We start from the raw sequence: 26,406 nt of genomic DNA, 5'->3' as shown, positions 1-26,406 counted from the left end.
AACACACTTGTTTTGTCTAGGCATTTTTCCATGCTTTCAGGAATAAGCATGTACTACAAAAGCGGACAAAGCCATTTGCGCTTTTGCAGAATGCGCAATGTGCGAAGCACGAAAAGGAGGAAAGGGGCATGCGGCAACAGGCATGGCATGTGCTGCCTTGGCTTGACGTGGCCAAGGCGTTGGATGTACATCCAGGTAAAGGTTTGAATGTCAAAGAGGTTCGGCGTCGGTTACAGGAGGTCGGAAAGAACGTCCTTGCAGTAAAAAAAGGGACTCACCCTGTCTTTTTATTTCTGGGACAGTTTAAAGATTTTATGGTGCTCGTCTTGCTTGCGGCAACGGTAGTCTCCGGGCTTTTGGGCGAGGTTGCGGATGCTATCACAATATTGGCCATTCTTATAATCAATGCCATTTTAGGTTTTGTTCAGGAGTTTCGGGCGGAGCGCTCTATGGAATCCCTGCGTTCCCTGACCGCTCCCGAGGCGCGAGTGTTGCGGGAAGGGATGGAGCAAAGGATTCCCGCTTCGGATGTTGTACCGGGAGATATTGTGCTGCTGGATACAGGGGATCGGATTCCGGCGGATGTACGCTGGATCCAGGCCGTGAATATGCAAGTGGAAGAGTCTGCTCTGACAGGAGAATCTCATCCGGTCAATAAAAGTATTTCACCTTTAAGTGATGAACTTACCCCTATGGCAGACCGTCAGAATATGGGGTATATGGGGACATCCATTGTCAATGGACGAGGGGCCGGGGTCGTTGTAGCAACCGGGATGGATACTGAGATGGGCGTTATCGCCGGTATGATTCAAAGTGTGGAAGATGAAGAAACCCCTTTGCAGAAACGTTTAGCTGAACTGGGAAAATGGTTGGTGCTGATCAGTTTTCTCGTCTGTGCGGCCGTTGTAGTAACTGGTATTTTACGAGGTGAGGATTTCTACAAGATGTTCTTCACAGGAGTTTCCTTAGCAGTGGCCGCTATTCCGGAAGGTCTGCCGGCTATTGTTACCGTGGCTTTGGCAGTAGGGGTGCAGCGAATGGTCAAACGGCAAGCCATCATACGCAAACTTCCCGCCGTGGAAACCCTGGGCTGTGCGACGGTGATCTGTTCGGATAAGACCGGGACCTTAACTCAGAATGAAATGACTGTTCGCCAAATTTACTCAGACGGACGAAGAATTTCAGTATCAGGGGAAGGGTATGATCCTAAAGGAGAGTTCAATGGTGCGGATCCGGAGAAAGAACGTGATCCCCTTAATGCAGCCTTGAAGATTGCTGCACTTTGCAACAACTCTACCCTGACTAAGAAGGGGGTTCAAGTGGCCGGGCTCTTTCGCTCCAAAGGCAAGGAGGCACCTTGGGGTATTGAGGGAGACCCGACTGAAGGTGCTATATTAGTAGCGGCGGCCAAGGCAGGAATATGGCGCGAAGTTCTGGAACGAAAGCAAAAGCGAATTGGTGAGCTGCCCTTTGATTCGGATCGGAAACGAATGAGTGTGGTCTATGAGACTAAACAAGGGCGTAAGGCCTATGTTAAAGGAGCTCCGGACATGGTGCTGCGGCTTTGTCAGCATGAGTTAACCCGCCAAGGGGTTGTGGAATTGTCCAATGAACGCAAGAAAGGTATTATGCGGGCCAATGATGAAATGGCTATGCATGCTCTCCGGGTTCTGGCAGTTGCCGAAAGACCGTTGCCAGATTCTGAGCCCCTTGATGAAAATGTGGAGCAAGGGCTGACCTTTGTGGGATTGTTAGGAATGATTGATCCGCCGCGTGTGAGCGCTGTCAAAGCGATTAGGGTTTGTCGGCAGGCCGGAATTAAGCCGGTTATGATCACAGGTGATCATCGTTTAACTGCCGAAGCGGTGGCCCATGAATTAGGAATTTTACGCGGCAAGGACAGCGGAGTTATTTCAGGGGCAGAATTAGAGCGAACGTCAGACCAGGAATTAAGCGAGAAGATCATGGATATTTCAGTCTTTGCCCGAGTGACACCTAAGGATAAGCTTCGAATTGTACGTGCTTACAAAAATCGTGGCCAAGTCGTGGCTATGACCGGGGACGGGGTTAACGATGCGCCGGCCGTTAAAGAAGCGGATATTGGGGTTGCTATGGGTAAAACAGGGACGGATGTAACCAAGGAAGCTTCATCGATGGTTTTGGGAGATGATAACTTTGCAACCATCGTGGCCGCTGTGGAAGAGGGTCGGGGAATTTACGACAACATTCGAAAGTTTATCCGCTACTTACTTTCCTGTAATCTCGGAGAAGTTTTGACCATGTTTTTAGCAACACTCGTGGGTTTGCCTCTCCCACTTCTTCCCATTCAGATCTTATGGGTTAATCTAGTCACAGACGGATTGCCGGCGATGGCCTTAGGGGTGGATGGTGCGGAACCGGGCATTATGAACCGCCCGCCGAGAAAACCTGGCGAGAGCATCTTTGCCAGAGGTTTGGCTTCTAAAATTGCCGTCAGAGGAACGTTTATCGGACTGGGTACGCTCTTTGTCTTTGTAACCGCGCTCCTTATGGGAGTCAATATGCTAGGTGCCCGAACCATGGCTTTTACCACTTTGGTATTCTCTCAGCTATTCCATGTCTTCGATTGCCGGTCTGAAGAACGAGGTATCTTTGAAGTAGGCCTTTTCACCAATATCTATCTTGTGGGAGCAGTCCTGGTTTCAACGCTCATGCAGCTCTGTGTCATATATCTGGCTCCTTTACAAGTGATCTTTAAGACGGCACCCTTAGTAGGCTGGCAATGGATTCTTATTCTGTGTGTTGCCGGTGGACCGTCCGTTTTGATCGGCTTTGCCCGGTTTTTAAAAAATAGCTGGCAGGGGAAAACGGTTATCGCCAAGGGGTAAATGCGAAGTTCGAGGTTCGAAATTCGAAATTCGAACGTAGGCCTAGTGCTGTTTGTCATCGGAGCACATTTGAGAATTAGCAGATGATTATAGTATAATGTAGCTTCTTAGCGTAGGGTGTCCTAATATATTCTTGGGTCAACTGGGTTTAACCAGTTGACCCACTTCTGTTGGCGTAGTATTCTTTTATGGAGATATTGTGAACCCTATAAATTGCCTCTTAATGAAGCTTTACTTCATTAAAAAATAGAGTTATGGTTTGGACAAACGACGAATATGGAACATCGAATAGGGGGGAACGAAGTGGAATTCATTAAAATGCACGGTTTGGGGAATGATTTTGTTTTTCTGGATCATTATTCAGTTTCAGATAGGGACGTAGATTATCCTGAGTTGGCAAGAAAACTATGCCATCGTCAGTTCGGAATAGGAGGAGACGGATTAGCAGTTATTCTGCCTTCAAACGTCGCTGACGCCCGGATGCGAATCTTTAATCCGGATGGTTCGGAACCGGAGATGTGCGGTAATGCTATACGCTGTTTTGCACGGTATGTATATGATCAAAAAATCGTAATTATTTCTGACCCGATGCTGGTGGAAACTGGAGCGGGTATCTTAAAGCTTAATTTATTTATCAAAGAGGGCCAAGTTCAAGGAGTACAAGTGGATATGGGCGAACCTATTTTACGAGCTGATCTCATTCCCGTTTTAGGAGTAGGGGAACCAGTTGTAGGGCAGCCAATTGAAGTATTAGGTGAGACCTACATGTATACCGCCGTTTCCATGGGGAATCCTCACTGCGTTATCTTTGTAGAGGATTTTTCGACCTTGGATTTTGATCGTGTCGGCCCGGCGCTCGAAAAACACCCGCTTTTCCCACGTAAGACTAACGTCGAGTTTATTCAGATCAATTCTCCTCAAGAAATAACTATGAAGGTTTGGGAACGGGGGGCCGGACCGACGCTGGCCTGCGGGACAGGTGCCTGTGCATCGACGGTGGCGGCTATACTTAATAATAAAACTGAGCGTGCCGTGACGGTTCATTTACCTGGTGGAGACTTATTTATTGAGTGGGGTCCAGATAACCATGTCTATATGACAGGACCGGGTGCTTATGTGTTTAAGGGTGAGTGGTTGGGGACCCAGCTCTCATGATAGACGCTTCAACAAAGCAACGCTTAAAGGGGCAACGATTGCACCTGCTCCCAGCATTAGGAACGGCAAAATCCATTGCTGGGCATAAATCGGCTCAGCTATTCCTTTATTCGTTAATTCGAGGACTTTACCAAAAAGGTAAGGGGATATGATGGTCATGGAATAACCGATTGCGGATTGAATCCCCAAGGCTGTTGCAGCGTTTTCTCCTCGTACCCTATCGGTTAATATCACTTTATATATTCCTGAATCTGCAACCGACCAGAAGCCGATCCACATTCCAAACATCGCTACGATAGATAAAGTGTGTCCGTATAAAAATCCAAAGAATAGTTCAGCTAGCAGACTTCCGAGAGCGGCGAGGATGATCATGCGTTCTTTGCCCCATTTATCTGCAGCTGTCCCGATAAGCCAGACTGCGGGTGCACCCAGCAGAATGATAATTGCCGACAACTGCCCCCCAATTAACACGGCATCTAGTTTGCTGTAACCTACCGCATAAGCGCTTGCCATCAGAAATGGACCGATCCATCCATAAAAGGCATAGAGCTCCCACATATGTCCCATATATCCGGTAATGGTCAACACCGGAGCCAGACGATGTTTCTTTAACGCGCCCAAATCTTGGTTGTCAATAGCGGGCAGCTTTCCGCCAATAGGGTTTTCCAGACATTGAGTGGGTTTTTCTCTTACAAATATTAAGATTATGGCAGCTGCTGCAAAGGCGGGAATCGAAGTAGCCAAAATTCCTATTCTCCAATTGTAAATTGCGGCTAGGGGTGCAGCGATAAAGTAGCCTCCGGCGAAGGCTGAGGTAAGTGCTCCTGTGTAAGCTCCAACAGCTTTTCCCCTCTCATTCGGAGGAAACCAGTTGATAAGAAGGGCTATTCCCGGGGCATAGATTGCACCTGCGGAGAGACCGGTCAGAACCCTTAGAACTAGAATACTGGTGAAACTATTCGCCATAATAGCAAAAAGTGTTGAAAATAGGCCCGTACACAATGTCGCCCAAGCCACGACCTTTTTCCTGCCCACCTTGTCCGCTAACCAACCAGTGAAAATGACCATTATGACATATCCTGCTTGAAATGAAGAGAGTATTAATCCCAAATCTCCAGTATCCAGACTAAACTCTGCTAATATATAACTCGAAACCGCTGAAAAGTTATACCAAGGCAGGTAGCCTAGAAGTATCGCTATAGCCATCCAAGCCAGAGTTCGATTCTTATTAGACATCGGAAGACCTTCTTTCACATAAGGGATATTAGTTTAGGGGGGTGCCCGTCAGCACCCCCCTAAACGTTAAATACTATACAATTTCTACCGAGTCGTTATTTTTCAGATAGGCAGCGTTTGCTTCATCGATATCGATATGCATTTCGAGTTTGTAGTTATCACTCACGCGGACAAGCATTTCATTAAAGACCAGGCCTCGAGCTCCGGGTGCTTTAACATTAATTCTGTCTTTATCCTTTACTCCGAATTGTGCCGCATCATTAGGATGCATGTGAATGTGCCGGGCTGCAATAATTGTACCTTCGGGTAAGGTAGTCGACCCCAAGGGGCCCACTAAAGTCAGGCTTGCTGATTTGATCAGCTCACCTGAATCTCGGATGGGGGCTTTAACTCCCAGCTTTATAGCGTCAGAAATGGAGATTTCGACCTGTGTTTTCGTTCGGGCCGGGCCAAGAATACGGACATTTTCGAGAACCCCCTTTGGTCCGACGAGAGTTACTTTTTCCTCATAAGCAAATTGCCCGGGTTGAGACAGATTCTTTAAGACTTTAAACCGATAATTAGTACCAAATAGTCTGTCCATATCCCCTTGTGAAAGATGAACATGACGATTAGATATTGCAACCGGAATTTTGTTAGCTTCGGAGTTATGACCCAATTGTTTTACCACTGCTTCAGTGATTAGGGCAATGAGCTGACCCTTATCCAATTTCATCCCCACCTTTTGATGCTGAAAAAAATTAACAAAGTTTTAGCTGTTTGAGGACTTGCTTGACGACGTCAGCAATATCATCGGATTTCAGATCACAGGAACTTGAATTAGTCTTAACTGGAGTAGGTGTCGAAGAGACGGCAGCTTTTGAATTACAGGCTGCTTTTTTAATTCCATAGGTTAAGCTTTTGACATTGATCAGGTGATGGGGGCCCAAGTTTTCAGAAATGCTGCTTCCCCCCCAAGTACCACAACCTAGAGTTAAGGAGGGCAATAACCCTGTGGTAGACCCGATACCGCCAAGAGCGGAGGGGGTATTGACTAAGATGCGATTGACAGGCTTTTGCAGGAACTCCCGGATGAGTTGATCATTTTGAGAATGGATGGCGAAGGAGTGTCCAATACCGCCAAGTTTTAAGAGTTCAATACTGAGGAGACAGGCATCATGCCAATCATTAACCGTATAGAAGCCTAGAACGGTGGTTAGTTTTTCATAGGATAGAGGGTAACCCGGTCCATAGCCATCGAGGGGAGCGATCAAAACCTTAATTTCTGCCGGGACGCTGAATCCGGCTTTGCGGGCAATCGTTTGAGGTGTTTGTCCGACTAAAGCGGGATACATTCCACCTTTAGGATTTATCACGACGCTGCTAACCTTTTGAACTTCTTCCGGAGAAAGGAAGTAGGCGCCTTGACGCTTTAATTCTGTGATAATTTCGTCTTTTACAGGCATATCCGCAATAATCGCTTGTTCGGAAGCACAGATCATGCCATTGTCAAAGGATTTACTGGTGATGATGTCAGAAACGGCTTGTTTGATATCAGCAGTTCGTTCGATAAAGACGGGGACATTGCCAGGCCCTACTCCGAAAGCGGGTTTTCCAGCGCTATAGGCAGCTTTCACCATCGCTGATCCTCCGGTAGCAATAATTACGGAGACATCGTTATGATGCATAAGTTCTTCGGTTGCCTTCATGGAAGATTTGGAGATACACCCGACGACTCCATCCGGAGCTCCGGCTTTTACCGCAGCATCATTGACAAGTTGAGCAGCGGCAAGACTGCACTTTCCAGCCGTGGGATGAGGGGAGAAAACGATGGAATTGCCTCCCTTGATGGCACAGATCGCATTATGAATAACCGTTGAAGTTGGGTTCGTGGTCGGAGTAATACCTGCGATGACGCCAACAGGAACAGCGGCTTTGATGACCTTTAATTCAGGATCTTCACTAATGATTCCTACAGTTTTAATATCTTTGGTGGCTTCATAAACCTCTCTGGAGGCAAAGAGATTTTTGGTGATTTTATGCTCAACAATTCCGTAATTAGTTTCTTCAACGGCTAGACGAGCCAGGGACTCCGCGTTTTCTTCTACAGCTTTCACGATCGAGACTAAGATAGTATCAATTTCTTTTTCACTAAAACGAGCCAAAGCCTGTTGAGCTTCCTTCGCTTTTTTAACCAAGTCTCGAGCAGCTTGAATAGAGGCCAAATCATAATCTAAACTCACTTAGAACCATTCCTTTCGAGTAATTCGAAGCTGATAACGGTTTTTACTACTTAGGTGCTTCGCTTAGTGCTTTTTCTGGTGCTTTTTTTAGCGGGTGGTGAGCTCTTGCTTACTTTTTTTCTGCTTGACCACTATCCTTGGGAAGGATTATTTCCACATCAGTGTGAGGCCTTGGAATGACATGGACAGATTTCAATTCTCCAACACGCTCAGCGGCAGCGGCGCCAGCATCTGTAGCTGCCTTAACCGCTCCAACATCACCCCGAACCATGACGGTAACTAAGCCGCCGCCAACGAGGGTTTTACCAATCAAACGTACATTAGCCGCCTTGACCATAGCGTCACATGCTTCTATAGCACCAATCAGTCCTTTTGTTTCAATCATGCCTAATGCATCTTGTTGCATAATTTAGCCTCCAAACATTTCATTTAAATTGAGTCATTTATCCAATCGAAAGACTCCCATTCTTCGAGCAGGAGCGGAGCCCCTTACTCACTAAGGCAGAATCATTTCCACATCGGTATGAGGTCTTGGAATAACGTGGACGGAAATCAATTCACCTATGCGATTAGCAGCAGCAGCGCCAGCATCTGTGGCCGCTTTAACGGCTCCGACATCACCCCGAACCATGACGGTGACTAAACCGCCTCCTACAAGAGTTTTACCAATCAAATGAACATTAGCTGCTTTTACCATAGCGTCCGATGCTTCTATAGCGCCAATCAGACCTTTTGTTTCAATCATTCCTAAGGCATCTTGCTGCATTTGAATATCCTCCTTACTTTTTACTGTCGTTGGGAAGAACTTTTTCCACATCGGTGTGAGGTCTTGGAATAACATGGACGGCAATCAATTCACCAACACGCTCAGCAGCAGCAGCGCCAGCATCAGTAGCGGCTTTAACGGCTCCAACATCACCCCGGACCATGACAGTGACTAAGCCTCCTCCGACTAGGGTCTTTCCGATTAAAGTGACGTTAGCTGCTTTAACCATAGCATCCGATGCCTCTATGGCACCAATCAGACCTTTAGTTTCAATCATGCCTAATGCATTATTCATGAATAATTCCTCCTAAAAATTAAAAGTTTTAATTTATCTTAAGCTGAGACATAGAATAGTCTGGCGTTTTGAGACGTTGAGAACGTGACTTTGGTGTTTGCAGGAATGAAAAATGTATCCCCCGGTTCACCGATATAGGTTTTGCCGTTCACGCTGCACTCTAAGCTGCCCTCGATAATATAATTGAGTTCATCGTGTTTGATGAGAGTAGAATAGGTTGTCCCCTCAAGGCTCATAAAGCCAGCTGAGAAATCTGAACTTTCCCTGGAATTGAAGAGTTCTTTAAGTTTTACTTTGTTTTGTGGGTTACCGGTGTCATAGTTTTCTAAGACGACACTATTCCCTTTGACAAGCCTTAGTCCACAGGGATCAACTTCTTTAATGAGTTGAGCAGACTTTGAAAGATTCAGACAGGCCATCACTTCCCCAACAATTTTGGCGACCAGGGTTGGATCAAGAGGAGAGGAGGGTAATGCTGCCGGGGCGGAACCCACGATGACCCGGATGCCTAAATCTTGGGCTGTATCAGTTGCTGAGGGAGTGATGATGCTGTCTTTTTGAATATATAATGTGGTTTCATGATTTTCAGCCGCCTTCTTCACGTCTGTAGCTGTAATTAACGTTTTCAAATAGTCATGTCACCTCCTGGTTTTCCTTCACTAGCAGAGACATTGCTTTAAACTATAGTGGGGGGAAGGAATAACGACCTTTTCGATGAGCATGCCTCGTTCTGAAGCCAAGACGACTCCGGCTTCCACAGATGAAGTTACAGAAGAGACGTCCCCGGTAAGGGTAACAAAGGATTTTCCGCCAATCCCCATACCAATTCGTATCTCGATCAAATCAACTTGCCCTGCTTTAGCTGCAGTATCGGCAGCGACGATTAAAGAGGAGATAGAGAAGGTTTCGATGATCCCTAACGCTTTAATCTCACTGATATCTGAAGCGGAAGATATGGCTTTGATGACATGCGGGTGGACGTTGGGGAGGAGAAAATCATCAATCACAGCACTGGCTCCGATACTCTTACCGGCATCAACGGCACTTTGTACAGCAGCGACATCTCCGCTGATCATGACGATATATTTTCCGGGACAAACAGGTTTTGCTTCAAGAAGTTCGACTTGAGCAGATTTGAGCATCGCATCGGCGGCTTCGATTCCTTTGGCTATACTATTAAGTTCTACTAACCCTATGGCCTCCATCTCTATTTGTCACTCCCTTCGGTCGAGGAGATTATGATGCTGTCGGTGATCTCCTTGATAACTCCACTGATACTGGCATGTATATTGGCGCCTAAGGCTTTGTCAGGAGTGACCGCAATCAGATCTCCTTTTTGTACCTGCTGTCCAATCTGTACGATCGCTTGACTTGGAGCACCGGCATGCTGACGTAACTTAATCTCAACTTGATTCACCGGGTATTCTTCTTCGCTTAATGGTGCACTCACGTCGTAACTTTTTAATCCCAGTCTTGAGACCAGTCGTTTTACCGGAACTTTTCGATGAACTTGCATCGGATTTGCTGTTTGATCAGCAGGAGGTGTCTCCGGTCTAATTCCCAGTTTCGCTAGTTCCTGTTTGATTCTGGAATTTACCGCTCTGGGTGAAAGGCCCATGATGCAGGCATACTGCTCACAGACTCCGCACTCGGAACAGGCTAAAGCCATTTTTAGAGTTTCTTCCTGACCTTGCCGATGTTTGATGGTGCGCATGATTTTGTGGGGCTCAATACCATGTCCTAACAAGTAGCGCGGACATAAATCCGTACAAAAACGGCATTGAATGCAGCTGATCTGAGCTTGCTTAGCGATCGTTTCAAAGGGTAAGGTTCTTTTCCGGATGAGAGGGTGATTTATGGATAAGACGATTAAACCTTTAGTCGTTTTCGTAATGGGTTGGTTTAAATCATCGATGATCTTTCCCATCATTGGACCGCCTTCGATGACCTTCATACCGGCTAAGTTGGTCTGTCCGGCAATCTTTAAGGCTTCCAGGACAGAGGTTCCTATGGGCAGTCTTAAAGTAATGGGCTGCGGTACTTGGCCGGTAATGGTGAGATAAGTATCCGTCACGGGTTTTCCTTCCAAGGCATCAGCGATATTGATGAGAGTTTCCACGTTATTTACCACGCAATCAACTTTAAGGGGGATTCCGCCTTGAGGTACGAGTCTGCCCGTGGATTCATAGACTGTGAGGTGCTCATCTCCTGCCGGATAAAAGTCCCCCAGTATATTGATGCGGATTGGCTTGCCGGCAATTTCTTTTTCCAACGAAGCGATGGCACTTTTATACTTGCTTTTCAGAGCTATAATCCCCTCGCTGGCTCCTGTGGCTTTCATGACGGCAACTAATCCACGGACCATCTTATCAGCCTTCACATCCATGAGCTGTTGGTCCACGCGAAGAAGAGGCTCACATTCCGCTCCATTAACAACTACGGATTGAGCATTGGCAGCGACTTTAATATGAGTCGGAAATCCTGCGCCCCCGGCACCGACGACACCAGCTTCTTTAATTTTTTCAATTAATTGTTCACGCATGATTAGGCACCCCATTAGATTTATCTTTCTCTTCGTCGATGATCCCGATAATGATGGAATCAATGGGCGAATCATTTAAGCGATCCATATTTCTGGCAGAACTACCTTCAGTGATGAGTACCTTTTCCCCAACCCCAGCCCCGATGATGTCTGCAGCAACGATTAATTTTCCTTCTTCAGCATCCGGCCGGTCTAAGAGCTGAACGATCATTAACTTCACTCCGATCAATGAATCGGCCTTTCGTGTAGCCCAGACACTGTTAACGACTTTTCCGATTTTCATTTATTCACCTCTTTACACCAAGTGCTATTCCTAAAGGAACCTTCTTTTTTTGCTCCAGACCTTGGGGGTGGTCAATCTTTTCTTGAAAGGTATGGATGATCTGATCTGCAGTTTCCAGATTATTCATCATATATCTCCTAGCGGCCGGCTAACGCACCTTTTTCAGCGAGTTCTTTAATCACTCTTTCGATAATGCTCTGGATATCAATTGTATCGACCGTATTTACTGCGGCGGGAGCCGCGACTTCCGGCAAGTCTAATACCTTCGCAGCGTTCTTGTACATTACTTTTTCAAGAACCTCGGGTTTGAAAGGAAGCTTTTCGTAGCTCTTCAAAGCTTCTTTGAAGTCTACAAAAGGATGGGCACTCGCATAGAGGACTTTATCACTGATAATCGTATTGGCTGCTTGAATATAGGCTTCTGATTGGGGGAAGAATTCATATTCGGATAATTCGAGGTACACATTGGCATTGCGTTGAGCGATCATAATCATTTCATTGACCCAAGGATATCCGCCGTGACTGATGATGATTTTTAGTTCCGGAAAATCTCTGGCGACAAAGTCAATATAGCGAGGGGCAACATGGTCAATCACGGCATGCGGTACTAAAGTTCCAGGTCCGGTCGCAATGACGATAGGGATATTTAATTCACAGCATTTGGAATAGATGGGGTAGTATTTCGCATCGTTCACATAAATTTGAGCAAGGTAAGGATCGATGGCTGCTCCCTTTAAGCCATGTTCGTGCACTGCAGCCTTAATTTCTTCAATAGCACTCATGCCCTTATGGGGATCCAGGCCAGCGAAGCCGATGAATTTATTAGGGAATTCTTTAACAAAGTCGATCACACTTTTATTATTTGATTTTGAACCATAGGTTGTTTCACAATCCCGGCCTGTAACGACAGCTTTTACGACATTGTACTTGTCTAGTTCTTTAACAACTTCTCCAACGGTTTGAGGGAGCATTTTGGAAAAATCGATTGAGGAACAGAGTCCTTTAAACATTTTGCTATTGGCAATCCCTGATAAGGTTTCTTCAGTATTTGGCCTGAATCTAAAGTCAATGATGTTCATGAATATCCTCCTTTTGTTTTCCAACAACCATGATCTATCAAAGCTCTTGCAAGAACCATACCAGTAGGAAAAAAGAGTTGTGGTGGAGTTTTTTGTCGAAACATGATAGAATTGTTGTAGAGTTGCAACTGTCTTGGCAAGCTTCATTAGTCGAATCGAGTGTGACTTTGTGAAAATTATCGTTATTAGTGTGGTGTGGCGTATTTGCATCTTGTTGTCATTGTGCAACATTAGGATTGGAGGCTCTTAAGTGGAGAAATCCATTAAAAAGCATGACCTAAAGAAACTTCATGCAGGAATACTTGACGTGTTGAGTGATGGAATCTATGTTACTGATGCCAAGGGCAAAACTCTCGCGGTTAATCGGACCTACGAACAGCTTACAGGGTTGAAAAGAGAAGAGATAATGGGTAAGTTAGTCACGGATTTGCGTAACCAGGGGAATTTCGATGTGGTTTTAAATCCCGAGATCGTTAGTTCGGGCCAGAAGAAAAGTTTGGTTCAGGTAACTAAAGAAGGAAGACGGGTTATCTTAAATGGATGCCCTGTCTTTGATGAAGCTGGCAAGGTGGCTTTAGTTGTCACGTTTGTCAGGGATATCACCTTGCTTTCTCAGCTTCAAGATCAAATTTCTAATCAGCAAGAAGTGATTGATAAATACCGGGAAGTCCAGAAACGGGATAAATTGAAACAGCAAAATGGTCCGGTCGTCTTTGAAAGTCAAGAAATAGTTCAATTGATGAATGTTTTAGATAAGGTGGCGAAGACGGATGCAACGGTATTGATGCTCGGGGAAACGGGTGTGGGTAAAGATGTTTTCTCGAGACTTCTGCATCAACGAAGCTTACGACAGGATGAACCCTTCTTTAAGGTGGACTGTTCTGCGATCCCGGAGAGCCTTATTGAATCTGAACTATTTGGGTATGAATCGGGAGCATTTTCGGGGGCTAATGCAAAAGGTAAACCCGGACTCTTTGAAATGGCTGATAAAGGGACTTTGTTTTTGGATGAGATCGGGGAGCTTCCCCTTTTGATGCAGTCCAAATTGCTTCGGGCTTTGCAGGATCAAGAATTGATTCGTGTGGGTTCGACAAAGGTCAGAAAGTTTGATGTCCGTTTTATTGCGGCAACTAACAAAAATCTAGAGGAAGAGGTAAAAAACGGCCGCTTTCGCAGTGATTTATTCTATAGGCTTAAGGTTGCTGTTTTACAAATACCTCCTCTAAGGGAAAGACAAGGGGATATTCTGCCATTGGCTAGTTTCTTTTTTGAAAAATATAATATTAAATATAGAAAAGAAGTTAATTTTACGAAGAAGTTTTGCGACGCTCTTCAAAACTATAAGTGGCCGGGTAATGTGAGAGAGATGGATAATTTTATTCAAAGTCTTATTGTCACTCGTGACAAAGAGATTCTCGATGTTTCAGATTTGCCCCATTATATGCTTCGTGATGCCATTGACATGGATCGATCGAGTCTGAGTGATGCCAATAAGTCTCTGGATGAGTTAATGCGGGATTATGAAAAAAATTTACTTAAAAACGCCCTTGAAATTAACGGATCAGTGGCGAAAGTAGCGAAATTATTTAAAGTCGATCGAACAACAATTTTTAGAAAAGCTAAAAAATACTCACTTTTATAGTGCTTCGTTGCAAAACAGAACGGGTGTTGCGAGATCGCAACACCCGTTATCTATTGAAGAACCGTATAACTATCATCAGTTTATACAATACGTTGCAGAGATGCACAAGGATTGCAAAGAATTACCTTAAATCTACTATTTTCGGGTTATTTCGCATTTGGCATGGCTTTTGCATTAAAAATATAAAGACTCGTGATTAGCTTTTTCTATAATTAGAAGAAGGCGGCCTGGATAAGGACGCTGCTTCCTAAAGAAACATTAAACAGGGGGTGACTACAAGGAATGGTCCGAATATTATCTGAGTCCATGAACAAGTTATCACAAGTTCAAAGTAAGCAGAATATAGGTTAAGTTCAGTGAAAATTTGATAGTGGAGGAAAATCAATGACTGACAAAATGACGGACAAAAAGAAAGCAATTAGGCAAGTTGCTATCTCAAGTATCATTGGGGCGACGATTGAATGGTATGATTTTTTCTTATATGGTGTTGTCGCCGGGATTGTATTCAATAAGCTTTATTTCCCGACAGATGACCCGGTGGTCTCCACGATGCTTGCTTATGTAACCTTTGCAGTTGGCTTTGTAGCCCGTCCTGTAGGTGGTATTATCTTCGGACACTTTGGGGATAAGATTGGCCGTAAAAGCATGCTTGTATTAACCATGATGATCATGGGTGGTTCTACCGTGGCGGTCGCTTTGATTCCAAGCTATGCCGTCATCGGCATCTGGGCACCTATCCTGCTCTTGACTCTTCGGATTGTCCAAGGGATTGGCCTGGGGGGAGAATGGGGCGGTTCAGTACTTATGGTTTATGAATATGCCCCGGAATCCAAACGAGGTTTCTGGGCAAGTTTGCCGCAGATTGGACTTTCCATTGGACTTACTCTGGCTTCCGGGGTTGTTGGTTTATTGTCCTTCTTCTTGACCGATGCTCAATTCATGGCTTGGGGATGGCGGATCGCCTTTGGAATCAGCATTGTGCTCGTTGGCGTAGGGTCTTGGATTCGGAATCACGTGGTTGAAACTCCGGAGTTCCAAAAAGTCAAAGAGAAAAAGAGTGGAGCTAAAATTCCGTTTTTGGCGATGTGGAAGGACCATACTGGCAACATTCTTGCAGGTATGGGTGCTAGATACATTGATGGAGTATGCTTCAACATCTTTGGTGTTTTCTCGATTACCTATCTCACCCAATCACTCCATATTAATCGTACAGATGCTTTGCTGGGAGTTTCCATGGCGGCAATCGTGATGTGCTTCTTTATACCCTACTTTGGACATCTTTCTGACCGCCTGGGCCGGACGAAAGTATATGCCGTCGCTTCCTTGATCTGTGGTCTCTCGGCTTTCCCGGCCTTTTACCTGATGGGTCACAGCGGGGCAAGCAATCTGGTGATGTGGTTGTCGATTATCATTCCTTTTGGCATCTTCTATGCAGCGGTTTATGGGCCGGAGGCTGCATTGTTCTCAGAGCTATTTGATGCTGAAGTACGTTACACCGGTGTCTCATTCGTTTATCAGTTTTCGGGAATCTTCGCCAGCGGTATTACCCCGATTATTGCTACAGCCTTACTGGCATCCGGAAACGGAAGACCGATTTACCTTTGTGCCTACGTTCTCTTTGCAGGTGTTGTCAGTGCAATTTCCGCATGGTGGATTGGAGCAAATGGAAAAAAGAAGGGGCAAGCTTTGAAAGTTTCAGAACTGAGCGCTAAGTAAATTTTTCTTGATAGTTTTTGCTTGCCTTGAAGTTCTCTATGATCTGCATGAGCAAGCAAATAATATTCAGACGGAATTGTGTATTTGAAAGGAGTACTAATATGACGACATGCTGTTTATCCCCTCATGAACAAAGAATCCAAGAAGAACAATTAGGTAAGAAAAATTTTGAAGGCCGCGAAAGGGTCTTTCAAATACTAACTAGTTTCCAAGACCTGCGTCCAAAAATTGATGTGGAAAGAGCCAAATACTTTACTCAATCCTTTATGGAGACAGAAGGTCAGCCCCTCGTATTGAGATGGGCCAAAGCTTTAAAACACACTGCCGAAAACATCACGGTTTACATTGATGATCATCAGCTTTTAGTCGGCAGAGCCGGCTATCAAGGACGCTATGGTATCCTCTTTCCTGAATTGGACGGAGATTTCCTGGATGTTGCAATTGAACAACTCCCGAGCAGAGTTGAGTCACCATTTGACGTCACTCCGGAAGATGCTCAGGTGATTATTAAGGAAATCGCGCCGTATTGGAAGGGTAAAACATTCCACGAAAATTTAGCAAAGGCTCTTCCCGAAGATACCTTCAAATTAACCTATGATCCCGAAAATCCTTTGAATTCAAGATTCCTCGTCAATGAGACGGCAACCTTCCGTTCCTCAATTCAGTGGGTTCACGATTATGAGAAAGTCCTGAAAAGAGGTTTTAAAGGAATCAAAGAAGAGGCTCAACAAAAGCTTGCAGCCCTTGATCCGCTCAGCCCTGTAGATAACATGGAGAAGAAACCTTTCCTGGAAGCGGTTATTATCACTTGTGATGCAATCGTTCTTTGGGCTAAGCGACATGCAAAATTAGCTGCTGAGCTGGCTGATAAGGAAACCGATGCCCAAAGAAAACAAGAATTACAAGCTATAGCTCAAAGATGTGAATGGGTACCGGAAAACCCTGCACGTGATTTCCGTGAAGCGGTTCAGTCTCAGTGGTTCACCCAAATGTTCTCCAGAATCGAGCAAAAGACGGGTACGATTATTTCAAACGGCCGGATGGACCAATACTTCTATCCTTATTATAAGAAGGATCTTGAAGAAGGTCGCATCAATGAAGACCAAGCAACAGAATTACTGGAATGCATGTGGGTTGCTATGGCTCAGTTTATCGATCTTTATCTTTCTCCAACCGGCGGCGCCTTTAATGAAGGGTATGCCCACTGGGAAGCAGTTACCGTTGGCGGCCAAACTCCGGATGGCTTAGATGCAACCAATGACCTGACCTATATCTTCTTGAAATCCAAACAAGAATTTCCTCTGAATTACCCTGATCTGGCTGCCCGGATTCATACTCGTGCCCCGGAACGCTACCTCTATGAAGTAGCGGAAACCGTTAAGGAAGGTACAGGCTTTCCTAAACTCATTAATGACGAAGAAGTTGTTCCCCTCTTACTTTCTAAAGGCGCTTGCTTCGAGGAAGCTTACGATTACGCTGTATCCGGTTGTGCGGAATGCCGAATGCCGAACCGCGACACCTATACGAGTGGTAACCCCTATGTAAACTTTGCGGCAGCCGTAGAACTTACTCTCTATAATGGCAAAATGCTTAAATTCGGGGAAGATTCAATTGGTCTTGAAACAGGAGATCCCACGAACTTTAAAACCTGGGATGAGTTCTGGAAGGCTTATCTGGCTCAACAAACCAACTTCCTGAAGCATGCATTTATTCAACAACACATCATTATCAATATGCGTCCCAAACATTTCGCGACCCCACTGGGTTCCTTGATGCATGACCTCTGCATGGAGACTTGTAAAGATCTGCATACTCCAGTCATCGAGGGCGGCATTGATCTTGGTTACTTCGAATTGATGGGATATGGCACGGTTGTCGACTCTTTAGCGGCTATCAAAAAACTGGTTTTTGAAGAGAAGAAACTAACTATGGCAGAGCTGGTAGAAGCCACGAAGAGCAACTTTGAAGGGTACGAAGCCATACGCGAAATGCTTATGAATGCTCCTAAATATGGTAACAACGATGCTTATTCTGATATGATTGCTAAAGACGTGGATAGAGAAGCCCTTAAATTCACAAAACAATACTCGAAGGAACTTGGTGTTCATCTAGATCTAAGACTGGTCCCTTTCACCTCTCACGTTCCATTCGGTAAAGTCGTCAGTGCTACACCTAATGGCAGAAAAGCCTGGACTCCTCTTTCTGATGGATCTTCCGCATCCCATGGTGCTGATGTCAATGGTCCTACGGCAGTTCTTATGTCAAACTTTAACTCAAAGAACTATAACTACAGAGATCGTGCGGCCAGATTATTGAACATCAAATTGAGCCCATCTTGTGTAACCGGAGAAGAAGGAACCGCAAAATTGGTATCCTTTATCCGAACATGGTGCGATCTGAAATTATGGCATATCCAATTCAATATCGTTAATAAAGAGACATTGATTGCCGCCAAAAAAGACCCTTCGAAATACCGCGGGTTGATCGTACGGGTTGCCGGATATAGTGCCTACTTTGTCGAGCTGTCTCCTGATTTACAAGATGATATTATTGCCAGAACCGAGCACATTGCGATCTAATTAAATCTTTGTAAGTCCTGTCCGAGATAAAGGCAGGACTTACATTCATCGTAATTAGGAGGAAACAATGGGAGAAACTATTTTAATGGATAAAAAGAAATATGGATATGTGTTTAATATTCAACACTATTCAGTTCATGATGGTCCAGGGATAAGAACCATCGTTTTCTTAAAGGGATGTCCTCTAAAGTGTCAGTGGTGCAGCAATCCTGAATCTCAGTTGTCACACCCTGAATTAGGGTACAACCCCAATAAATGTATTGGAATCAGTAAGTGTCTAAGATGTGCTGAAGCGTGTGTTTACGGAGCCGTCAAGCAAGATTCGGAAGAAAATGACAAGATTGCAATTGATCGTGAACTTTGCGAGGAGTGTATGGCCTGTACGAAGGCTTGCCCTTCCAAAGCCCTCGAAGTTTTCGGAAAGCAAACAAGTATTGATGAGATTATCCAGGCGGTAGAGAAAGACAGTGCTTTTTATGCCCGATCAGGCGGAGGCTTAACCTTTAGTGGCGGGGAGCCACTGATGCAAGCGGATTTTATCACTGAGGTGCTAAAAGTTGCCCGACGCAGAAGAATCAATGCGACGATAGAAACCTGTGGCTACGCGGAGTGGTCACAATTTTCAAAAGTATGCCAACACCTTAATTCGCTGATTATGGATATCAAGTGTATGGACGATGAGAAGCATAAAAAGTTTACAAACGCTTCAAATGAACTGATTTTAGAAAACTTCAAAAAACTTGTCGTTGAATTCCCCAACTTGCCCATCCTCATACGAACGCCTGTGATTCCTGGATTTAATGACACAAAAGAGGATATTCAAGCGATTGTTGATTTTATTAAAGGGCACTCTAATGTTCGATATGAACTTTTGCCCTATCATCGTCTGGGTCAGCAAAAATATAACTACCTGGGTAAAAAATATCCTTTAGAGGGTGTAAAGTTAGACGATGAACTATTTAATCGTCTAAAGGTGATTGCTGATTCTCTCAAATAATTGAGATTTACTGCCTATATAGATATGAATGAACCGCAGGTGACTGCGGTTTTCTTTTCGATTTGAACAGCCTGCACTTATGAAGTTGGTTAGAAAACTGCAATAACGATATTTATTCATAAGGGTATTATCTCGAATATGAAAGGAAGCGTCTTTATTGAAAATCAATCTTAGAAAAAGTCTTCAGATTAAAATTACTGCTATTTTGCTGATGGTTGTTATGCTTGCTATTGTCATAATGGCTTCTATTTCAATTTATTTTTCGAATCGCAATATCAAAGCGGAAGTATATCATAAGCAGCGGCTCTTAGCAGAATCATTTCAGGTGATAGTAAAAGACTATATTAACCAACACAAAAAGGTGATGGAACTGACCGCCAAGCTTCCAGTTGTGAAAGATATGTCCGCCGCAGAATTAGGGAATGTAAATCATCGTGGTGTGGCCGAAAATGAAGATCTCGAAAAGCGTTCATTAGCCAAGCAGTTATTAGAGATATATCCATCCTTTGCCTATTTTGAATCGTTTACACCGAACAAGGGTATAAGTATTATGCTGGAACCCTATGAAGTCCAGCAGAAGATAAGCGCCGAGGCCTATAATAACGGCTTTTCGAGTAGAGACTGGTTTAAAGGCGCTCTTACAACACGGCAGGGAGCCTATCTATCTGAAGCGTATATATCAGCATCGATAGGAAGACAGGTATGCGCACTTTCGGTGCCAATAATAGATCCAAGTGGGGAAATTACCGGAATATGGATGGCCGCAATACCTTTAGATACACTGAGTCAAATGACAAATGACCTTACGTTCGGTGAAACAGGTCATGCCTATCTAATCGATAAAAACGGAACATTGTTAGCTCACTCAGATACGCAGGTATTCGGTGATCAATCAGCCTTAGTAAGCCTACAAGATACTCCCATAGTACAGAAGGCGCTTCAGGAAGAAAAGGGATCTGGGACTTTCTATGATCCTTTAACTGAGACAGAGGTACTTGCATATTATTCCGCTATCGAAGGAACGGATTGGAAAATAATTGTCGAGCAGGACGTAAATGAGGCCCTTGCCTCCAGCAAACAGGTACAAGCTATTATGATATTACTTGGATTAGGCCTGGTATGTCTATTTAGCATTGTTGTGTATTTTGTAACAAGAGGCATAACAAAGCCAATTATTGCAGTGACTAATGCTGTTAAGGAAGCCGCAAATGGAGATCTTACAGTCCAAACTGCTGTAACTTCAGACGATGAGATTGGACAACTCGCTGTGGCGGCCAATGCCATGACCACCAATTTGCGGAACTTGGTTCGGGAGGTTCAGACGAATAGCCAACAGGTTGCGGCCTCATCGGAGGAACTTACAGCATGCGCGGACCAGGTGGCCCAGGCTTCAAGCCAAGTCGCAGCGGCTGTAGCAGAGGTTGCCAAGGGAACTGAAAGGCAACTAGGGGCGGTTAATGATTCTTCCGCAGTAGTAGGGCAAATGTCGTCCAACCTGGAACACGTAGTCATTGAATTAAATGGGGTTTCGGTGGGAATGGGCAAGGCGGCGCTATCGGCGCAAGTGGGAGTGAGGTCTGCACAAATCGCGATTAGTCAGATGGAAAAGATAGAAAAAACGGTTAGTACCTCCGCCCAGGTTGTTGCCAAGCTGGGTGAACGTTCGATGGAGATCGGACAGATAATGGATACCATCTCAAATATCGCAGGACAAACTAATTTGCTGGCCTTGAATGCCGCTATCGAGGCCGCCAGAGCGGGAGAGCAGGGGCGTGGTTTTGCCGTAGTAGCGGAAGAAGTGCGGAAGCTTGCTGAACAATCCCAGGAGGCAGCTAAAGAAATAGCCCCTTTAATCGATGAGATACAGAGTGAAACAAAACAAGCTGTATCCTCAATGTCCGAAGGTACTTGTGAAGTGAAAGTGGGCACTGAAGTAGTTAACGATGCAGGAACTGCCTTCCAGGAAATTGCGAGCATGTCTGAGCAATCAGCTGAAATGCTGAAAGGGATTTTATCGGAAATTCAGCAGGTAACAAGTGGAAGTCAAAGGATTGTTGAATCTGTGAGAGAGATTGAAAGCATAAGCTCAGTTGCGGCAGGAGAATCTCAAACAGCTTCCGGAGCGGCGGAAGAACAATTGGCTTCGATGGAAGAGATTGCATCATCCAGCCAGAATCTTGCCCAGATGGCCCAGGAACTTCAGGCAGGGATCAGCAAGTTTCGTATATAAATCGTGAATCCGCTGGTCTGAAAGGTGAAGGGATCGGTGAATATATCTAATTGGGTATAATCTGTTATAATAGAAGGAAGATGTAAGATTAGTAACTATAAGATTGGGTTAGTAATTAGGAGGTGAACGACCTGGGTGATTGATTCGCCAGGTTACATATGGCAAATAGTATGACTGGATTTGGCCGTGGAGAGGCGAATGGAAACGGGTATCAGTTTTCCATTGAGCTTAAATCTGTTAATCATCGCTTCTTAGAAGTCGTGGTAAGAATGCCCCGCAATTTTAGCAGTTTTGAAGAACGAATTCGCAAAATCTTACAAGATAAGTTCCAGCGCGGTCGGATTGAAGTACATATAAATGTGGTGGAAACAGAAGAACGAAAGAGATTGGTGAAGGTTGACAATGATTTAGCCCTGTCGTATGATAAGACATTGAAAGAACTCGCTTTAGCTCTACATACTGCGTATGAAACAGATATTTATCGTTTAGTCAGTTTTCCTGAGGTTCTTTCCGTCGTGGAGCCTGAAATCGATCTTGATGCTTTATGGGGCACGTGTGCTGAGGCACTTTCCAAATCGACGGATGGATTCGGGCAAATGCGTCGTTCTGAAGGAGAAAAGTTGACTCTTGATCTACTGCAAAGGATTGATCTAATTGCTGATCATTTGCACACGATTGCTGAGCGAGCGCCATATGTTGTAGCAGACTATCAAGAACGCTTGCAGGAACGCCTTCAGACCCTTTTAGGTGAGGTTGAATTAGATGGTGTTCGTCTGGCGAACGAAGTGGTGTATTTCGCGGACCGCGCATCAATCACGGAAGAGCTGGTTCGTTTTGACAGTCATCTTGCCCAAAGCCGGGAGGCTTTGCGAAGCAGCGAGCCGGTAGGGCGTAAACTTGATTTTTTAGTTCAGGAAATGAACCGGGAAATTAATACAATCGGATCAAAAGCCAATGATTTAAAGATCGGACAACAGGTCATAAAGGTTAAAAGCGAACTGGAAAAAGTACGCGAGCAAATTCAAAATTTAGAGTAATGGAGGATTCAACCTTGGACATCAAGCTCATAAACATTGGATTTGGCAATATTGTATCGGCTAACCGCATTATTTCGATTGTCAGTCCGGAATCCGCCCCAATCAAACGCATTATCCAAGAAGCCCGTGATGAGGGCATGCTCATTGATGCTACTTATGGCCGGCGTACGCGTGCAGTGATCATCTGTGACAGCCATCATGTGATTCTGTCAGCAGTTCAGCCTGAAACAGTGGCTCATCGTCTTTCGGCAAAAGAGTCAAGCAGCCACGCGGAAGATCCGGTAGATTAGGAGTGGAGGCTGTGGAACAAAGTCATGGATTGTTAATCATCCTTTCAGGTCCTTCCGGAGCAGGCAAAGGAACGCTTTGCCAGGAATTGCTTCGCCAGTTACCCGATTTAAACTATTCTGTCTCAATGACGACCCGGTTATCCCGGCCTGGTGAGGTGGATGGAATTCATTATTTTTTCCGCCAAAAGGAAGAATTTGAAGCGATGATTCAGGGGGATGAGCTGTTAGAGTGGGCTCAGTTTTGTGATAATTATTATGGAACGCCACGCTTTGCGGTCGAACAAGCGATTCAGGCAGGGCGGGATGTTATTTTAGAGATCGAAATTCAAGGGGCATTACAAATTAAAAAACGGTTTCCTCAAGGGGTTTTTACCTTTATCGTTCCGCCTTCAATGGATGTTCTCTCCGAGAGAATTCACAAACGGGGAACCGAGAGTGAGGAAGTTATTCAGAAACGGTTAGCTACTGCCATACGGGAACTGGAATATGTTAGTGAATATGATTATGTCGTTATTAATGATGAAGTTCCTGCGGCTGTTGAAAAATTAAAGAGTATTCTTATAGCTGAAAAATGTCGGGTTAAACGAAAACCGTTTGTTTTTAAGGGGGAATCAATATGAAACAACCTTCACTGGATGTTCTGATGAGTAAGGTTGACAGCAAATACACCTTAGTTAAAGTGGTTGCCAAGCGGGCGCGTATGATCATGGAAGAAGCCAAACACGAGGATTTAGCCAAGGGGGTTAAACCAGTAAGTATTTCACTTGAGGAGATTTCTCATTCAGATACCAATTACGAATGTACTCCTGAAGAGAGCTTATAATGTTAGCAGGTAAAAAAGTTCTTGTTGGAGTTACGGGTGGGATTGCAGCTTACAAAGCAGCGGAAGTTGTCAGCCGTTTGCGGAAATTGAACGTTGAAGTTCATGTTGCCATGACTAAATCCGCAACTGAGTTTATTGCTCCTCTTACCTTACGCAGCCTATCTGCCAATCCAGTCCACGTGGAGATGTTTGAAGAACCCAGATTATGGAATGTTGAGCATATCGCGCTGGCAGAACATGTCGATGCAGTCATTGTTGCACCGGCGACGGCCAATATATTGGCTAAGATGGCCACAGGGATTGCGGACGATTTTCTTTCGACAGTTCTTTTAGCAACTCGTGCACCGGTTCTCGCAGCGCCGGCCATGAACCATGCAATGTATCATCATCCGGCGACCCAGGAAAATCTAGCCCGCCTCAGAGAACGGGGAATTAAGATTATTGGCCCTGGCACAGGGTTTCAAGCGTGTGGCACAGAAGGGGATGGACGGATGAGTGAAGCGTTGGAAATCGTTGAAACAATAGCTCAGTTGTTCACTGAATCGGATTGCTTAAAAGGGAAAAAGGTCTTGGTGACAGCAGGTGGAACCCAGGAGCCCCTTGATCCCGTGCGCTATCTTGGGAACCGAAGTTCAGGCCGAATGGGATATGCCGTTGCCCAGGCGTTGCAGGAGGCAGGTGCAGAGACCATCTTGGTTAGTGCACCTACGGATTTGCCTGCCCCGCAGGGGGTTAGACGTGTGTCGGTCCAAACAGCCCTTGAGATGCATGATGCGGTTCTCGAAAACTTTGCCAACCTGGATGTTGTGGTTAAGGCAGCGGCGGTTGCGGATTATCGTCCTGCAACTCAAGCGGAGCAAAAAATTAAAAAGGATGGGACAAACCGCACAATTGAGTTGGTCCCCAATCCGGATATATTAGCCGAACTTGGGCGCAGGAAAACGTCCCAAGTTCTGATTGGGTTTGCGGCTGAAACTGAGAATCTCTTAGCCAATGCCCAAGAAAAAATGCACAGGAAGAATGTCGATCTCCTGGTAGCTAATGATGTCACTAAGCCAGGTGCCGGTTTTGGCAGTCTGACGAACATTGTCAGTTTTCTCTTTCCCGATGGAAGAAGAATAGATTTTCCTCAAATGAGCAAATTGGAGGTTGCACAGAATCTCGTTGGTGAGATTGCTAACCTCCTCGGCAGAAACAAAGGAGTGAAATAATTGGTTAAAAAACTATTTACATCTGAATCTGTGACAGAAGGACATCCTGATAAGATCTGTGACCAGATTTCCGATGCCATCTTGGATGCAATTTTTGCCTTAGATCCCAACGCGCGGGTTGCCTGTGAAACCACCGTAACAACAGGACTAGTTCTCGTTAGTGGTGAGATTACGACTTCATGCTATGTGGATATTCCCCATGTTGTACGAGAGACAATCCGAGAGGTGGGTTATACTCGGGCCAAATATGGCTTTGATGCAGATACCTGTGCAGTGTTAACTTCGATTGGAGAGCAGTCTGCGGATATTGCTCTGGGTGTGAATCAGGCGTTGGAAGCAAAAACCGGCGAAATGACTGACAGTGATATTGATGCCATAGGAGCCGGAGATCAGGGGATGATGTTCGGTTTTGCAACCAATGAAACTGAAAGCTATATGCCGCTGCCCATTGATTTAGCTCACCGTTTAGCGCGGAGACTGAGTGAAATGCGCAAATCGAACCACTTGACCTATCTGCGTCCAGACGGCAAAACTCAGGTTACTGTGGAATATGAGGACAATAAACCAGTTCGGGTGGACACTATCGTCATCTCTACTCAGCATCACCCGGATGTAACGAACGAGCAAATACGCAGGGACTTGCTTCAATATGTCGTCTATCCCACGGTGCCGAAAGAACTGCTGGATGAAGATACAAAGTACTTCATTAATCCGACGGGACGCTTCGTCATTGGCGGACCCCAAGGGGATTGCGGTCTTACGGGCCGGAAAATTATTGTCGACACTTATGGCGGGATGGCCCGCCATGGCGGTGGTGCATTCTCCGGTAAAGACCCCACAAAAGTTGACCGGTCCGCAGCTTATGCTGCTCGTTATGTAGCGAAGAATATTGTTGCGGCTGGATTGGCGGATCGTTGCGAACTTCAAATTGCCTATGCCATCGGTGTCGCCCGACCGGTGTCTGTCTCCATTGAGACCTTTGGCACAGGGAAAATAGCGGATGAAAAAATTATTGAATTCGTTCGGCAGACCTTTGATCTGCGTCCGGCAGGTATTATTAAGGCCTTGGATCTTCGTCGCCCAATATATCGCCAAACGGCAGCTTATGGGCATTTTGGGAGAACGGATCTTGATCTGCCCTGGGAACAAACAGATAAGGCTGAAGCATTGAAGAAACTAGCTGGCTTGTAAGCTGCCTCAGGGAATCCCAATAATAGCTTAATCAGGTCATGTAAACTATAAAAAACGGAGAGAAGGCAGGTGAGAATAATTCACCTGCCTTCTTTAGGAGTTTGTGAGTCTTTCACAACCTCAGCAGGTATTTCCCCAAAAGGGATCTGTAAGTAGATAAAATAGTGGTACGATAACTGAAACTGTAGTATATTAGATCATATAATTGCATCTCTGATGTAATGTGTTAAGAGAATCAGCTTTAT

The 26,406-nt window shown here is 45.1% G+C and carries 25 protein-coding genes; 13 read left to right on the top strand and 12 right to left on the bottom strand.

The window, feature by feature from the left end; translation table 11 throughout:
- Positions 1–128 precede the first annotated feature (128 nt).
- Both DESYODRAFT_RS21945 and dapF read left to right on the top strand, forming a co-directional pair.
- Positions 129–2,867, top strand: a complete 2,739-nt coding sequence (locus tag DESYODRAFT_RS21945) for a calcium-transporting P-type ATPase, PMR1-type (RefSeq protein ID WP_007786453.1) — start codon at positions 129–131, stop codon at positions 2,865–2,867.
- A gap of 303 nt (positions 2,868–3,170) precedes the next feature.
- Positions 3,171–4,022 (top strand): diaminopimelate epimerase, encoded by an 852-nt coding sequence (dapF, locus tag DESYODRAFT_RS21940; RefSeq protein WP_007786451.1) that lies wholly within the window; start codon positions 3,171–3,173, stop codon positions 4,020–4,022.
- Here the strand turns inward: dapF and DESYODRAFT_RS21935 are convergent.
- The 12 genes from DESYODRAFT_RS21935 to DESYODRAFT_RS21885 all read right to left on the bottom strand — a co-directional run bounded on the left by DESYODRAFT_RS21935 (position 4,017) and on the right by DESYODRAFT_RS21885 (position 12,445).
- Positions 4,017–5,258: an MFS transporter gene (locus DESYODRAFT_RS21935; RefSeq protein WP_007786450.1), complete on the bottom strand. Its 1,242-nt coding sequence runs from the start codon at positions 5,256–5,258 to the stop codon at positions 4,017–4,019. The two genes, dapF and DESYODRAFT_RS21935, sit on opposite strands and share 6 nt — an antisense overlap.
- Positions 5,259–5,331: 73 nt before the next feature.
- Entirely contained in the window at positions 5,332–5,967 is a 636-nt protein-coding gene (gene pduL, locus DESYODRAFT_RS21930; protein ID WP_007786448.1) for a phosphate propanoyltransferase, read from the bottom strand.
- Positions 5,968–5,998: 31 nt separating this feature from the next.
- Complete coding sequence (locus DESYODRAFT_RS21925; RefSeq protein ID WP_007786447.1) at positions 5,999–7,480, bottom strand: acetaldehyde dehydrogenase (acetylating); 1,482 nt, start codon at positions 7,478–7,480, stop codon at positions 5,999–6,001.
- A 109-nt stretch (positions 7,481–7,589) separates the two neighbouring features.
- Complete coding sequence (locus DESYODRAFT_RS21920) at positions 7,590–7,886, bottom strand: BMC domain-containing protein (protein WP_007786445.1); 297 nt, start codon at positions 7,884–7,886, stop codon at positions 7,590–7,592.
- A gap of 90 nt (positions 7,887–7,976) precedes the next feature.
- On the bottom strand, positions 7,977–8,246 hold the full coding sequence (eutM, locus tag DESYODRAFT_RS21915) for an ethanolamine utilization microcompartment protein EutM (protein WP_007786443.1): 270 nt from the start codon (positions 8,244–8,246) through the stop codon (positions 7,977–7,979).
- A 13-nt stretch (positions 8,247–8,259) separates the two neighbouring features.
- Positions 8,260–8,541 carry an ethanolamine utilization microcompartment protein EutM gene (gene eutM / locus DESYODRAFT_RS21910; protein ID WP_007786441.1) on the bottom strand — a complete coding sequence of 94 codons (282 nt, stop codon included), beginning with the start codon at positions 8,539–8,541 and terminating at the stop codon, positions 8,260–8,262.
- Between the two features lie 38 nt (positions 8,542–8,579).
- Positions 8,580–9,170, bottom strand: a complete 591-nt coding sequence (locus DESYODRAFT_RS21905; protein WP_007786440.1) for a cupin domain-containing protein — start codon at positions 9,168–9,170, stop codon at positions 8,580–8,582.
- 30 nt (positions 9,171–9,200) lie between these two features.
- Entirely contained in the window at positions 9,201–9,746 is a 546-nt protein-coding gene (locus DESYODRAFT_RS21900; RefSeq protein WP_007786439.1) for a BMC domain-containing protein, read from the bottom strand.
- A 2-nt stretch (positions 9,747–9,748) separates the two neighbouring features.
- Positions 9,749–11,083 (bottom strand): 4Fe-4S dicluster domain-containing protein, encoded by a 1,335-nt coding sequence (locus tag DESYODRAFT_RS21895; protein WP_042338981.1) that lies wholly within the window; start codon positions 11,081–11,083, stop codon positions 9,749–9,751.
- On the bottom strand, positions 11,076–11,366 hold the full coding sequence (locus DESYODRAFT_RS21890; protein ID WP_007786437.1) for a EutN/CcmL family microcompartment protein: 291 nt from the start codon (positions 11,364–11,366) through the stop codon (positions 11,076–11,078). Before DESYODRAFT_RS21890 ends, DESYODRAFT_RS21895 begins: the two co-directional genes overlap by 8 nt.
- A gap of 4 nt (positions 11,367–11,370) precedes the next feature.
- Positions 11,371–11,493 (bottom strand): hypothetical protein, encoded by a 123-nt coding sequence (locus DESYODRAFT_RS29645; RefSeq protein WP_007786436.1) that lies wholly within the window; start codon positions 11,491–11,493, stop codon positions 11,371–11,373.
- A 10-nt stretch (positions 11,494–11,503) separates the two neighbouring features.
- Entirely contained in the window at positions 11,504–12,445 is a 942-nt protein-coding gene (locus DESYODRAFT_RS21885) for an amidohydrolase family protein (RefSeq protein WP_007786435.1), read from the bottom strand.
- 250 nt (positions 12,446–12,695) lie between these two features.
- On the opposite strand from DESYODRAFT_RS21885, the gene DESYODRAFT_RS21880 reads away from it, so the two are divergent.
- The 11 genes from DESYODRAFT_RS21880 (at position 12,696) to metK (ending at position 26,161) form a co-directional block, all read left to right on the top strand.
- Positions 12,696–14,087, top strand: coding sequence for a sigma-54 interaction domain-containing protein (locus DESYODRAFT_RS21880; protein ID WP_007786434.1), 1,392 nt, complete (start codon positions 12,696–12,698; stop codon positions 14,085–14,087).
- 384 nt (positions 14,088–14,471) lie between these two features.
- Positions 14,472–15,803, top strand: coding sequence for an MFS transporter (locus DESYODRAFT_RS21875; protein ID WP_007786433.1), 1,332 nt, complete (start codon positions 14,472–14,474; stop codon positions 15,801–15,803).
- A 101-nt stretch (positions 15,804–15,904) separates the two neighbouring features.
- Entirely contained in the window at positions 15,905–18,382 is a 2,478-nt protein-coding gene (gene hpsG / locus DESYODRAFT_RS21870; RefSeq protein WP_007786432.1) for a (2S)-3-sulfopropanediol dehydratase, read from the top strand.
- Between the two features lie 67 nt (positions 18,383–18,449).
- Positions 18,450–19,379 carry a (2S)-3-sulfopropanediol dehydratase activating enzyme gene (hpsH, locus tag DESYODRAFT_RS21865; protein WP_007786430.1) on the top strand — a complete coding sequence of 310 codons (930 nt, stop codon included), beginning with the start codon at positions 18,450–18,452 and terminating at the stop codon, positions 19,377–19,379.
- Positions 19,380–19,536: 157 nt separating this feature from the next.
- A complete protein-coding gene (locus tag DESYODRAFT_RS21860; protein WP_007786428.1) occupies positions 19,537–21,609 on the top strand; it encodes a methyl-accepting chemotaxis protein in 2,073 nt (690 codons plus the stop codon).
- Positions 21,610–21,767: 158 nt separating this feature from the next.
- Positions 21,768–22,646, top strand: coding sequence for a YicC/YloC family endoribonuclease (locus DESYODRAFT_RS21855; protein ID WP_007786426.1), 879 nt, complete (start codon positions 21,768–21,770; stop codon positions 22,644–22,646).
- A gap of 14 nt (positions 22,647–22,660) precedes the next feature.
- Positions 22,661–22,936, top strand: a complete 276-nt coding sequence (gene remA / locus DESYODRAFT_RS21850; RefSeq protein WP_007786424.1) for an extracellular matrix/biofilm regulator RemA — start codon at positions 22,661–22,663, stop codon at positions 22,934–22,936.
- Between the two features lie 11 nt (positions 22,937–22,947).
- Positions 22,948–23,556: a guanylate kinase gene (gene gmk / locus DESYODRAFT_RS21845; RefSeq protein WP_007786423.1), complete on the top strand. Its 609-nt coding sequence runs from the start codon at positions 22,948–22,950 to the stop codon at positions 23,554–23,556.
- Positions 23,553–23,759, top strand: a complete 207-nt coding sequence (gene rpoZ / locus DESYODRAFT_RS21840) for a DNA-directed RNA polymerase subunit omega (protein WP_007786422.1) — start codon at positions 23,553–23,555, stop codon at positions 23,757–23,759. The genes gmk and rpoZ overlap by 4 nt, the downstream gene beginning before the upstream one ends.
- Entirely contained in the window at positions 23,759–24,970 is a 1,212-nt protein-coding gene (coaBC, locus tag DESYODRAFT_RS21835) for a bifunctional phosphopantothenoylcysteine decarboxylase/phosphopantothenate--cysteine ligase CoaBC (protein WP_007786421.1), read from the top strand. Before rpoZ ends, coaBC begins: the two co-directional genes overlap by 1 nt.
- On the top strand, positions 24,971–26,161 hold the full coding sequence (gene metK, locus DESYODRAFT_RS21830) for a methionine adenosyltransferase (protein WP_007786419.1): 1,191 nt from the start codon (positions 24,971–24,973) through the stop codon (positions 26,159–26,161).
- Positions 26,162–26,406 lie beyond the last annotated feature (245 nt).

This window comes from Desulfosporosinus youngiae DSM 17734 (assembly GCF_000244895.1).
GTDB classification, from domain to species: Bacteria; Bacillota; Desulfitobacteriia; order Desulfitobacteriales; family Desulfitobacteriaceae; genus Desulfosporosinus; species Desulfosporosinus youngiae.
This window is presented reverse-complemented; position numbering and strand designations above follow the sequence as displayed.